The organism is Mycobacterium talmoniae (genome assembly GCF_001854525.1).
In the GTDB taxonomy this organism is placed as follows: domain Bacteria; phylum Actinomycetota; class Actinomycetes; order Mycobacteriales; family Mycobacteriaceae; genus Mycobacterium; species Mycobacterium talmoniae.
In genome coordinates this window covers 1-11,480 of record NZ_MLQM01000174.1, presented here as the reverse complement: position 1 = coordinate 11,480, position 11,480 = coordinate 1, and the positions used below count along the sequence as shown (strand labels likewise).

Genomic DNA, 11,480 nt, shown 5'->3' with positions numbered 1-11,480 from the left:
CGCCCCCGCCGACGAAGACGACGACTATGCGGCGGTGTCAGGTCAATTCGCCGGGATCGAGCTGAGCGAGTTCGCCTTCGAACGCCAGCACGCCCGGCGGATGGTGGTGATCTGGCTGGCGGTGCTGCTGGCGCTGACCGGGCTGGTCGCCGCGGTGGCCTGGACCCTCGGCAGCCACCTCAGCGCCCTGCTGTGACCCGGTGTGCTGGCCGTGCTGGCCGTGAGTGTGGGGTTGAGCCACGCGATCGCGTCGCGAGCGTGGCTCAACCCCACACTCGGCGCAACCAGGTGGCTTAGTCGCGCAGCATTTCGGCGACCAAGAACGCCAACTCCAGCGACTGCTGGGTGTTCAGCCGCGGGTCGCAGGTGGTTTCGTAGCGGCCGGCCAGATCCGAGTCCGAAATGTCTTGGGCGCCACCGAGGCACTCGGTGACGTCCTCGCCGGTGATTTCGACGTGGATGCCGCCCGGGTGGGTGCCCAGCGCCCGGTGCACCTCGAAGAAGCCCTGCACCTCGTCGACGATGCGGTCGAAGTGCCGGGTCTTGTAGCCGGTGGACGCCTCGTGGGTGTTGCCGTGCATCGGGTCGCACTGCCAGATCACCTGATGCCCGGTGGCCTGCACCTTCTCGATGATCGGCGGCAGCAGATCGCGCACCTTGGCGTTGCCCAGCCGGCTGACCAGGGTCAGCCGGCCCGGCTGGTGGTGCGGGTCGAGGCGTTCGACGTATTCGACGGCCTGCTCGGGGGTGGTGGTCGGGCCGATCTTGACGCCGATCGGGTTGGCGACCACCTCGGCGAACGCGATGTGGGCGCCGTCCAGCTGGCGGGTGCGCTCCCCGATCCAGATGTAGTGCGCGGACAGGTCATACAGCTGCGGCTTGCCGTTTTCGCCGTACTCGGCGTTGGACATCCGCAGCATGGCCCGCTCATAGTCGAGCACCAGCGCCTCGTGGCTGGCGTAGATCTCGGCGGTCTGCAGTTCGCGGTCGGCCACCCCGCAGGCGTCCATGAACTTCAGGCCCCGGTCGATTTCGCTGGCCAGCGCCTCGTAGCGGGCCCCGGCCGGGGAGGTGCGGACGAATTCGCGGTTCCAGTCGTGCACCAGCTGCAGCGACGCCAGGCCCGACGACGTCAGCGCCCGCACCAGGTTCATCGCCGCGCTGGCGTTGGCGTAGGCGCGCACCAGCCGGGACGGGTCGTGTTCGCGGACCGCGGCGTCGGGGGCGAAACCGTTAACCATGTCGCCGCGGTAGGACTTCAGGCCCAGCGCGTCGATGTCGGCCGAGCGGGGTTTGGCGTACTGGCCGGCGATGCGGGCCACCTTGACCACCGGCAGGCTGGCGCCGTAGGTGAGCACCACCGCCATCTGCAGCAGGGTGCGGATATTGGCCTTGATGTGCGGTTCGGTGTTGTCGACGAAGGTCTCCGCGCAGTCGCCGCCCTGCAGCAAAAACGCCTCCCCGCGGGCGACCTGGGCCAGCTGCGCCTGCAGCCGGACGATCTCGGAGGGCACCGTGATCGGCGGCACGCTTTCCAGCACCGTGCGCATCGCGGCGGCCTGCTCGGCCGGCCAGCTGGGCTGCTGGGCGGCCGGTTTGGCCAGCGCCGCATCCAGCCGCGCCCGCAGCTCGGCCGGCAGCGGCGGCAGCGGCGGCAGCTGGTCGATCGGTACGTCCACGGTCCAGTTCACCCGTACATGGTAGCCGGGCGGTGCGGGCCCGTGATCAGGGCGAACGCTCCTCCCCCGTGATCACCCGGTAGCGGCGCAGCTGTTCGCGGGCGTCGACGAGCGCGTCGTGGGTGTCGGCCGGCCGCGGCGGCAGCGGCGGGCAGCCCCGGTCCTCCCACAGCTGCCGCAGGTCACGGGTGAACCGCGGCATCGGCGCGGGCAGGTCGGGCATCGCCCCCCACAGCTGGCACAGCACCACGTGGTCGTAGGCGCCGACCCAGGCCCACAGCTCGATCGGCGCGCCGCCGTCGACACGCAGGAACGCCTCCAAATCGGCGCGGATCTGCTGCCGGGAACGCCACAGCGGCGACGCCGGCGACGGCAGCTTGGGCAGCACATGGGTGCGCACCCAGCGCCCGGCCCGGGCCGGGTCGAATTCGGTGGAGATCCCGTAGTATTCGCGGCCGTCCTCGGCGGCCACCCCGATCGAGATCAGCTCGATGGTGCGGCCGTCCTCGATGAATTCGGTGTCGTAGAAATACCTCACCGCGGCGAGCCCTCGGGGGTGCGCCGCAGGATCGGCAGCGGCCCGGTCGGCGGCGGCGCGGCGTGCACCTCGCGGTCCAGCTGCGCGTCCACCGCGACCTCATCGGGCCGGTGCGGCGAGCCGGCGATCGCCTCCTGCAGCCACAGTTTGGCGCGCACCACCGGCCGGCGCAGCTTGCGTTCCCGCTGCAGGGCGCGCCGCATCCGCTCGGGCCGGTGGCTGTAGCGGAACCGGGCCCAGGGGGCGTGCGGACGCGACAACCGGGCCGCCCCGATGACCAGCAGCGGGAAAAAGAACATCCCGATCAGCCCGGTCCACACCTTGCCCTTGAGCACCACCAGCACCGCCAGCGGCAGCGTGGTCACCACCCCGGCGATCACCGCCGCCCGGATCACGTCGGAGTGGGTGTCGTGCCACACCGCCAGCAGGAAGGTCAGCGGGTGAAAGCCCAGCACCAGCAGCCCGGTCACCGCGACGGCGGCGAACACCGCGTCCACCGACGAGCGCCCGTCCTCCTCCCAGTACACGTCGGCCAGGTGCAAGATCAGCGCATACTCGTCGAGCACCAGCGCCGCCCCGATCCCGAAGACGGTGGCCGCGGCGATGAATTGGAAGTCGCGCCCGTGGTTGGACAGCGCCACCAGCGTCACCCCGGACAGCAGCGCCAAAATGATCCCGAACACCACGTGGTGGATATGCACCGAGCCGACGTAGATATTGCGCGGCTGCCACCATTTGCGCGGGGCATCGCTGCCGGCGCGGCGCCGGACGTAGCGGACCGTGGTCCGGGTCACCAGGAACGTCAGGATGAACGCGACCAGGCAGCACAACAACGGCAGTCGGCCGCGGTTGACGATGTCCTGCTGGAACCACTCGAGCACCTAAGAAACGTACGCCCAACGGCGACACCACGCCCGGATCACATTCGGCATGGCGCGGGCAGCGGATAGGCTGTCGAGCGACATGAGTACATCGCGGTCGCCCGACGTGGGCCGTTGGCGCGGGCGCGGGGGTGCGTGGCGGGCCTTAGCCGTGCTGGCGGTGCTGGCGTTGGGGTACGCCACCTGGCGGGTGATCGGGTACACGCCGTACCGCATCGACATCGACGTCTACCGGATGGGCGCCCAGGCCTGGCGCGACGGCCAGCACCTGTACGGCAACGCGCTGTTTCGCACCGGGGTCAAGGAAACGTCGCTGCCGTTCACCTATCCGCCGATGGCCGCCGTGCTGTTCACCCCGTTCACCTGGGTGTCGCTGGGCGGGGCGGCCGCCGCGCTGACGGTCATCTCGACGGTGCTGCTGGTGGTGTCGACCGCGATCGTGCTGAGCGCCCTGGGGGTGTGCACCGACGCCGCGGTGCCCGGCGGGCCGGTGTGGTGGCGGCGCACCGTGCTGGCCACCGCGATCGTCGCGGCCGCGATCTGGCTGAACATGGAACCGATCATGTCCAACTTCGGCTACGGCCAGATCAACGCGGTGCTGATGACGTTGGTCATCGCCGACTGCCTGCCGCAACGCACCCGGTGGCCCCGCGGCATGCTGCTGGGGCTGGCGATCGCGGTGAAGCTGACCCCGGCCGTGTTCTTGCTGTATTTCCTGTTGCGCCGCGACCGTCGGGCCGCGCTGACCGCGCTGGCCACCCTGGCGGCCACGATCCTGGCGGCGTTCGCGGCAGCGCCCCGCGACTCCGTCGAGTACTGGACCAAGACGGTGTTCCACACCAACCGGATCGGCGACACCGCACTGAACACCAACCAGAACTTCACCGGGATCCTGGCCCGGATGGGTTTCAGCGGCGGCCCGTACCTGCTGCTGTGGCTGGCGGTGTGCGTGGCGACGCTGGTGCTCACCGGATGGGCGGTGCGCCGGGTGCTGGCCGCCGAGCAGCCGACGCTGGCGCTGATGGCGGTGGCGCTGTTCGGGCTGCTGGTCTCCCCGGTGTCGTGGTCGCATCACTGGGTGTGGTCGTTGCCGACGATCGTGATCCTCGGGGTGCTGGGTTACCGGCGCCGCAGCCCGGCGCTGCTCGGGTTGGCCGCCGCCGGGCTGGCCCTGATGCGCTGGTCGCCGATCCGGTTGCTGCTGGCCGACTCCAACCTGACCCAGCAGCTGATCGGGGCGTCCTACGTGTGGTGGGCGCTGGCGGTGCTGGTGACCGCCGGCCTGGCGGTCACCGCCCGCGTCGAGGAGCCCGGCGTCGCCGCGGACCCGGCCCCGGCCCGGCTGGCCGGCTAGCCGGCCGCGGTCTCCGGGATCCGGGTGGCCGACCGGCCGGACGGGTCACCGTCGCCGTTTTTGAGGCTGGCCGCGTAAATGTCGACGTATTCCTGACCGGACAGCCGCATCAGCTCGTAGACCACCTCGTCGATGACCGCGCGTTCGATGAACCGGTTGCCGGCCAGCCCGTCGAACCGGGAGAAGTCCATCGGCTGGCCGAACCGCACGGTGACCCGGCCGAACCGCAACATCTTGGTGCCCGGCGGGTTGACCACGTTGGTGCCGATCATCGCCACCGGGATCACCGGAACCCCGGTTTGCAGCGCCAGCCGCGCCAACCCGGTCTTGCCCTTGTACAGCCGGCCGTCCGGGGAGCGGGTGCCCTCCGGGTACATGCCCAGCAGTTTGCCGTCGTCGAGCAGTCGCTGGGCGGTGTCCAGCGCGGCCTGGGCGGCGTCGGCGTTGGTGCGGTCGATCGGCACCTGCCCGACGGCGGTGTAGAACCAGCGGTTAAACCAGCCCTTGAGCCCGGTGCCGGTGAAATACTCCGACTTCGCCAAGAAGGTGATCCGCCGCCGCACCACCAGCGGCAGGTAGAAGCTGTCCATCACGGCCAGGTGGTTGCTGGCCAGGATGACCGCCCCGTCGTCCGGGACGTTTTCCAACCCTTCGACTTTTGGCCGGCCAAGCAGGGCAAGCAGTGGGCCCAGGAGAATGTACTTGAACAGCCAATACCACATGGACCCTCCCGCTTGCCCGCACCGGACCGTGCTCTGGAACAACCTTACCCACCGACTGTGGATGCCACCACAGCTCACCGGCGCCGAAATGCGGCGCCGGGCCGTCGGTTTGTGCGTCGGTCGCCGCTACCGCCGGCCCGGTCAATCCTGGACGATGACCGGGATGGGCTGATACCGGCTCTTGTCGGTGGGTTCCCCGCCGGGCGGGCCGTCCGGCGGCGGTGGTTGGTCGCGGGGCCCGTCGACGTCGGCGACCATGGCCCGGATGACCGCCAGCAGCGCGGTGCTGTGCTCGGCGATGACGGTCAGCAGCGGGTGTTGTTCGCCGCTGACCACCGCGGCCAGCGCGCACACCGGGCACCACACCTGCTGGCATTTACCCGGGTCGCCGGCCGCGGCCAGCGCCGCCGCGGTCCGCAGCGCCGGGTCGATCCCGTCCAGGATGGCCTGCGCGAGTTTGCGCAACTCGGGCCCCAACTCACCTAAGTCGGGGTGCACGCGAGTCATTGGGGCCACACCTCCGGGTCGGGTCGGAACCGCACCGTCAGCTCGGTGCCGCGCAGCGTGGCGTCTAGCACCGTGCAGCGCCGCAGCACCGACGCCAGCCGTACCCTGCGCCGCATCCCGCCGGCGCTGATGATCAGGTCGTCGTCGACCCGGCCCAAGCTCAGCGCGCCGGAATCGATCTGGGGCAACTCTAGCCGCAACCGGTACACCGATCCCAGTCCCGACCCCGATTCCAGGTCCACCACCGGCCGCAGCGGCCCCGGCGGCGGCGAGCCGTCCCGGCGCCGCACGGTGTCCAGCAGCTCCCCCAGCGCCTTGGGGCCGATCGGTTCGCCGGCCAGGTGCGGCGCCAGCACCAGCGCCACGTCGCCGATGGCGGCGTCCAGCTCGTCGAGCACCGCGCGCTGCTCGGCGATCCGCTCGGCGTACCAGTCGAACGCCGGATGGTCGGGAAGGTTGCGGTACTCGTAGGAATCATCTTGCACCAAAACCTGATTGACGATCAGCTCGGCGACGTGCACGCCCATCAACGCCAGCGAACCCAGCGTGCGCACCGCCTCGGCGGCCACCACCCGTTCCGCGGTCAACACCAGGTGCGCGCGCACCCGCTGCCCGTCGGTCAGCAGCGCGCCCAGCCGCTGCACGCCGGCGTTGACCCGCTCCAGCAGGTCCACCACCGCGACCGACGCGGCGCCCTCGGCGCCGGCGGACAGCCGCCGATGCCGCGGCCAGGCCCGCTCCACGTAGAACTCGACGGTGGCGGGCAGGGTCAGCATCCGCAGCGCGTCGGCGGTGGAGGCGCAGTCGACCACGATGCGGTCCCACCGGCCCGCCGCGGCCAGCTCGCCCACCCGGTGCAGGCCGAGGATCTCCTGGATGCCGGGCACCGCCGAGAGTTCTTCGGGCGCAACCGCGCCCAGCTCGGAGTCGGGGAACCGCTCGTCGAACATGGCGGCCACCTCACGCCACCGCGCCTCCAGCAGCGCGGCGGTGTCCAGCGCCAACGCGTCCAGCACGCCGGCGCCGGCCCCGATCCCGGCGTCGTCGACGACGACCGGCACCGGATCACCCCGCCCGGTGGGCGGCACCGCGACCCCGAGCACATCGCCCACCGAGTGCGCCTGATCGGTGGACACCAGCAGCACCCGCCGGCCGGCGCGCGCATCGCCGACGGCGGTCGCCGCCGCCAGCGTGGACTTCCCTACCCCACCCTTGCCGACGAAGAGACTGATCCGCGCCAGGGTGGATGCGGCAGACTCACTCAGCCTCGACTCGTTTCTTCAGGTCCTTCAACGCGGTGTCGGTGATCCGGCGCTCCGCCTTGCGTTTGAGCAGCCCGATCATCGGCATGGCCAAATCCACCGTGAGCTCGTAGGTGACCTCGGTGCCGGACCCCTTGGGGGTGAGCCGGTATTCCCCGTCGAGCGACTTGAGCAGCGAACCGGACACCAGCGACCAGCGCACCGAGCCGCGGTCTTTCGGCCAGTCGTAGGAGAACACCAGGGTGTCCTTGAGGACCGCGGCGTCCAGCACCAGCCGGGCCACCTTCGGGTAGCCGTCGGCGTCGGTCTCCAGCACCTCGGCCTGGGTGTACTCGGACACCCATTCGGGGTAGGACCCGATGTCGGCGATGACGTCCATCACCGTGCCCGGGTCCGCGTCGATGTAGATCGTCTGCGCCGTCTTATCCGCCACCTGGTCGCTTCCCTATCACTTCCTGCCGCCCCGGGGACAAACGGTACCTCCCTGCGGCGGCGCCGGTTAGGCCTTAGTGCGTCAGCGCCAGCGGAGACACACCCACCGGCCGGGACCGTTCCAGGGTCGTCTTGACTTCGAACGCCATTTTCTTGCCGGCCACCCGGCGGCGGTGCACCATCTTGGCCAGGTTCATCCGGGCCAGGTCGCGGGCGGTCGCCCCGGACGGCTCGGCGTGCAGAAAGTAGTGCAGCAGCACCCCGTCCAGCACCGGCTCCAGCCAGATCTCCATGGTGCCGGTCAGCGGCCCGGTCACCGACCACCTGATGCCCTTGTCGGCGCGGTCTTCGACCACCGTGAGCCGCAAGTCCGGCCACCACCGCCGCCAGCTCGCCGGGTCGGCGACCGCCGCACCGACCCGCACGCCGTCGGCCGCGACGTAGGTCTGGTCGGCGACCTGGATGCTGTTCATTGCCCTACCTTCACATATGCCCCGTACGGCGGCGCGCCGGCCCGCGCCTGCGCGGCCGACCGTGAACACCATCACAGCTGGCGGCGGGCGCCCATTAGGCTTGGTCAGCATAAAACGGCACCCCAGGAGAGGTCAGCAACGTGCGTGAGTTCAGTGTCCCCGCTCCGTTTACCGTCGACGAGCGTGACAACGTCGTCGCCACGGTATTCGAGCACGAACGCAACGATCCCGACTTCGTGCTCTATCAACACTTGGTCGACGGGGCCTGGACGGACGTCACCGCCGCGGCGGCGGTGGCCCAGATTCGCTCGACGGCATTGGGTTTGATCGCCCAGGGGGTGCAGGCCGGGGACCGGGTCGCGGTGTTGTCGGCGACCCGGCACGAGTGGATGATCCTGGATCTGGCCATCCTGGCGGTCGGCGCGGTCACCGTGCCGATCTACGAAACCTCCTCGGCCGACCAGGTGCGCTGGGTGCTGCAGGACTCCGAGGCGGTGCTGCTGATCGCCGAAACCGACGCGCACACCACGCTGGCCGGCGGGCTCACCGGCGACCTGCCGGCGCTGCAGCGGGTGCTGACCATCGACGGGGCGGGACCCAACGCGCTCGACGAGCTCGCCGAGGCCGGCGCCGCGGTCGAGCCGGGCGAGCTGGCCAAGCGGACCGAGGCGCTGCGGGCCGAGGACCCCGCCACTTGATCTACACCTCGGGCACCACCGGCCGGCCCAAAGGCTGCCAGCTCACCCACGCCAACCTGGTCTACGAGATCCGCGGCGCCAAGGAGGTGTTGCCGACCCTGCTGCGCAAGGGTGAACGGCTGCTGATCTTCTTGCCGCTGGCGCATGTGCTGGCCCGGGCGATCACGCTGGCCGCGCTGGCCAACCAGGTCACGGTCGGATTCACCAGCGACATCAAGAATCTGGTGCCGATGTTCGCGGTGTTCAAACCGACGGTGGTGGTGTCGGTGCCGCGGGTGTTCGAGAAGGTGTACAACACCGCCGCGCAAAACGCCGCCAACGACGGCAAGGGCCGGATCTTCCAGGCCGCCGCCCAGACCGCGGTGGACTGGAGCGAGGCCCTCGACGCCGGCGGCCCCGGGCTGGTGCTGCGCGCCAAGCACGCGCTGTTCGACCGGCTGGTCTACCACAAGCTGCGCGCCGCGCTGGGCGGTGACTGCCGGGCCTCGATCTCCGGCGGCGGGCCGCTGGGGGTGCGGCTGGGCCACTTCTACCGCGGCGTCGGGCTGACCATCTACGAGGGCTACGGCCTGACCGAGACCAGCGCGGCCATCACCGTCAACCAGGTCGGCGGCCTCAAGGTCGGCACCGTCGGAAAGTTGCTGCCGGGCAACAGCATGCGCATCGCCGACGACGGCGAGCTGCTGGTGCGCGGCGGGGTGGTGTTTGCCGGCTACTGGCGCAACGAGCAGGCCAGCGCCGAGGCGCTGACCGACGGCTGGTTCAAGACCGGCGACTTGGGCGCGGTGGACGCCGACGGCTTTTTGACCATCACCGGCCGCAAGAAGGAGATCATCGTCACCGCCGGCGGCAAGAACGTCGCCCCGGCGGTGCTCGAGGACCAGCTGCGGGCGCACCCGCTGATCAGCCAGGCGATGGCCGTCGGCGACGCCAAACCGTTCGTCGGCGCCCTGATCACCATCGACCCCGAGGCGTTCGACGGCTGGAAGCAGCGCAACGGCAAGGACGGCGGCGCGTCGGTGGCCGATCTGACCACCGACCCCGACCTGGTCGCCGAGGTGGAGGCCGCGGTCAAACAGGCCAACACCGCCGTGTCGCACGCCGAGTCGATCCGCAAGTTCCGGATCCTGCCGGTGGATTTCACCGAGGACACCGGCGAACTGACCCCGACGATGAAGGTCAAGCGCAAGGTGGTGGCCGAGAAGTTCGCCGACGAGATCGAGGCGATCTACGCCAAGTAGCAGCCCCCGCGGACTAACCCAGCAGCGCGGCCAGCCGGGCGGCCAGGGTGTCCCACCGCCAGTTCGCCAGCACCCAGTCCCGCCCGGCCGCGCCCATCGCCGCGGCCCGGTCCGGATCGGCCAGCAGCCCGCCGACCGCGTCGGCGACCTGCTGCACCGACCGGCCGTCGACCACGAGCCCGGTTTCGTTGTCCCGCACGGTTTCCGGGGCGCCACCGGAGTCGCCGGCCACCACCGGCACCCCGGTGGCCGAGGCCTCCAGGAACACGATGCCCAGCCCCTCCACGTCCAGGCCGGCGCCGCGGGTGCGGCACGGCATCGCGAACACGTCCGCCATGCCGTAGTGGGCGGGCAGCTCGGCGGTCGGCGCGCCGCCGGTGAACGTCACGTGCTCGGCCACCCCGACCCGCTGCGCCAGCCGGCGCAGCGCCGCCAGGTACGGGCCGCCGCCAACGATGACCAGCGCGGCCCCGTCGACGCGGCGCCGGATCGCCGGCAGCGCCCGGATCAGCATGTCCTGGCCCTTGCGGGGCACCAGCCGGGACACGCACACCACGGTGGGGCGCGCACCGAGCCGGTAGCGGGCGCGCAGCTCGGCGCGGCCGGCCGGGTCGGGCGCAAACCGGTCGGTGTCCACCCCGGACGGCAGGTGCTCCAGGCCGGCCGCCGGGCCGAACGCGGCGGCGAACCGGGCCCGGGTGTAGCGGCTGACGAAGGTCACCACGTCGGTGTGGTCGCCGATGCGACGCAGCGCCGAGCGGGCCCCCGGCAGCATCGACCAGCCCACCTCGTGGCCGTGGGTGCTGGCCAGCACCCGGGTCGCGCCGGCCCGGCGGGCCCGGGGCGCCAGCAGCGCCAGCGGGGCCGCCGCGCCGAACCAGACGGTGTCGGCGCCGTGGTCGGCGATCAGCCGCCGCATCCGGGCGTCGACGCCGGGGCCGGGCAGCATCAGCGTGCCCGGGTGGCGCACCACCCGATACCCGGCCCGCGCGTCGTAGGCGCCGGCGCCCTTCCACGCCGGCGCGTACACCGTCACGTCGTGCGCCCCGCTTGCCACCACCCGGCGCACGAGTTCTTCCAGGTAGGACTGGATGCCGCCGCGTCGCGGCGGAAAGTCGTTGGTTACCAGCAGGACCCGGCTCACCCCGAGTACGTTAGCCGGTCAGCCAGCGCTGCCAGCGCGCCAGCAGGTCGGGCAGGTCGGCGTCGAGCACGGTGCGCACCGCGGTGCCCGCATCGGGGTGGCCGGCCCCGCAGGCGACCAGGTAGAGCTCGCGCAGCGTGGCCGGTCCGTAGCTGTCGGCGACGAACCGGGCGAACCACCAGGCCCGGTCGTAGGCCAGCGTCCGCTGCGGCCCGGGGGCGTCCAGGTCGGCGTCGGTGGGCAACGCCAGCGGGGCGGCGGCCCGGCCCGGCCGCGGGGCGGCGGGGCGGGCGACGAAATCGGCCACCCCCTCGGTCAGCCAGCGCGGCGCGTCCAGCGCGGTGTCGCGGCGGGCGGCGTAATGGAACAGCTCGTGGCCGAGCACCAGGCGGAGCGCCCCCGGTCTCCCCGCGGCCGCCCCCGGCGCCCGCCCCACCCCCTCTCCCGCCGCGGCCCCGCGGGCCGCGGGCTGGGCGGTCGCCCGGGGCGCCTTTGTCCCGTTGGGGGGGGGCGGGGCGCTGTGTGGGTGGGTTGGGGGGCGTTGGTGGG

10 protein-coding genes and 3 pseudogenes are annotated in these 11,480 nt (G+C 71.5%); 3 read left to right on the top strand and 10 right to left on the bottom strand.

What is annotated here, in order from left to right; translation table 11 throughout:
* Positions 1-196 (top strand): annotated as a pseudogene (locus BKN37_RS22515) (protein kinase domain-containing protein); the annotation flags it as partial.
* Between the two features lie 97 nt (positions 197-293).
* Here the strand turns inward: BKN37_RS22515 and BKN37_RS22510 are convergent.
* The 3 genes from BKN37_RS22510 to BKN37_RS22500 are packed head-to-tail and all read right to left on the bottom strand — an operon-like array spanning position 294 to position 3,098.
* Complete coding sequence (locus tag BKN37_RS22510) at positions 294-1,691, bottom strand: class II 3-deoxy-7-phosphoheptulonate synthase (protein ID WP_071029165.1); 1,398 nt, start codon at positions 1,689-1,691, stop codon at positions 294-296.
* Positions 1,692-1,725: 34 nt separating this feature from the next.
* Positions 1,726-2,217, bottom strand: a complete 492-nt coding sequence (locus BKN37_RS22505; protein WP_071029164.1) for a polyadenylate-specific 3'-exoribonuclease AS — start codon at positions 2,215-2,217, stop codon at positions 1,726-1,728.
* Positions 2,214-3,098, bottom strand: coding sequence for a hypothetical protein (locus tag BKN37_RS22500; RefSeq protein ID WP_071029163.1), 885 nt, complete (start codon positions 3,096-3,098; stop codon positions 2,214-2,216). The genes BKN37_RS22505 and BKN37_RS22500 overlap by 4 nt, the downstream gene beginning before the upstream one ends.
* An 82-nt stretch (positions 3,099-3,180) precedes the next feature.
* Here BKN37_RS22500 and BKN37_RS22495 point away from each other — a divergent pair, with 82 nt between their 5' ends.
* The gene (locus tag BKN37_RS22495) at positions 3,181-4,452 is read left to right on the top strand and encodes a glycosyltransferase 87 family protein (protein WP_083341976.1); all 1,272 of its coding nucleotides are present in this window, start codon (positions 3,181-3,183) and stop codon (positions 4,450-4,452) included.
* Here BKN37_RS22495 and BKN37_RS22490 read toward each other — a convergent pair.
* The 5 genes from BKN37_RS22490 to BKN37_RS22470 form a co-directional block, all read right to left on the bottom strand.
* Positions 4,449-5,174 (bottom strand): lysophospholipid acyltransferase family protein, encoded by a 726-nt coding sequence (locus tag BKN37_RS22490; protein WP_071029161.1) that lies wholly within the window; start codon positions 5,172-5,174, stop codon positions 4,449-4,451. The genes BKN37_RS22495 and BKN37_RS22490 overlap by 4 nt on opposite strands.
* A 141-nt stretch (positions 5,175-5,315) precedes the next feature.
* Positions 5,316-5,681, bottom strand: coding sequence for a hypothetical protein (locus BKN37_RS22485; protein ID WP_071029160.1), 366 nt, complete (start codon positions 5,679-5,681; stop codon positions 5,316-5,318).
* A complete protein-coding gene (locus BKN37_RS22480) occupies positions 5,678-6,922 on the bottom strand; it encodes an ArsA family ATPase (protein ID WP_423212828.1) in 1,245 nt (414 codons plus the stop codon). The genes BKN37_RS22485 and BKN37_RS22480 overlap by 4 nt, the downstream gene beginning before the upstream one ends.
* A gap of 16 nt (positions 6,923-6,938) precedes the next feature.
* Complete coding sequence (locus BKN37_RS22475) at positions 6,939-7,376, bottom strand: SRPBCC family protein (RefSeq protein ID WP_071029158.1); 438 nt, start codon at positions 7,374-7,376, stop codon at positions 6,939-6,941.
* 73 nt (positions 7,377-7,449) lie between these two features.
* Positions 7,450-7,848 carry a polyketide cyclase / dehydrase and lipid transport gene (locus tag BKN37_RS22470; RefSeq protein WP_071029157.1) on the bottom strand — a complete coding sequence of 133 codons (399 nt, stop codon included), beginning with the start codon at positions 7,846-7,848 and terminating at the stop codon, positions 7,450-7,452.
* Positions 7,849-7,988: 140 nt separating this feature from the next.
* Here BKN37_RS22470 and BKN37_RS22465 point away from each other — a divergent pair.
* Positions 7,989-9,787: pseudogene (locus BKN37_RS22465) on the top strand (AMP-dependent synthetase/ligase).
* A 13-nt stretch (positions 9,788-9,800) separates the two neighbouring features.
* Here BKN37_RS22465 and BKN37_RS22460 read toward each other — a convergent pair.
* The gene (locus BKN37_RS22460) at positions 9,801-10,931 is read right to left on the bottom strand and encodes a glycosyltransferase family 4 protein (RefSeq protein WP_071029156.1); all 1,131 of its coding nucleotides are present in this window, start codon (positions 10,929-10,931) and stop codon (positions 9,801-9,803) included.
* A gap of 10 nt (positions 10,932-10,941) precedes the next feature.
* Positions 10,942-11,480 (bottom strand): annotated as a pseudogene (locus BKN37_RS22455) (hypothetical protein); the annotation flags it as partial.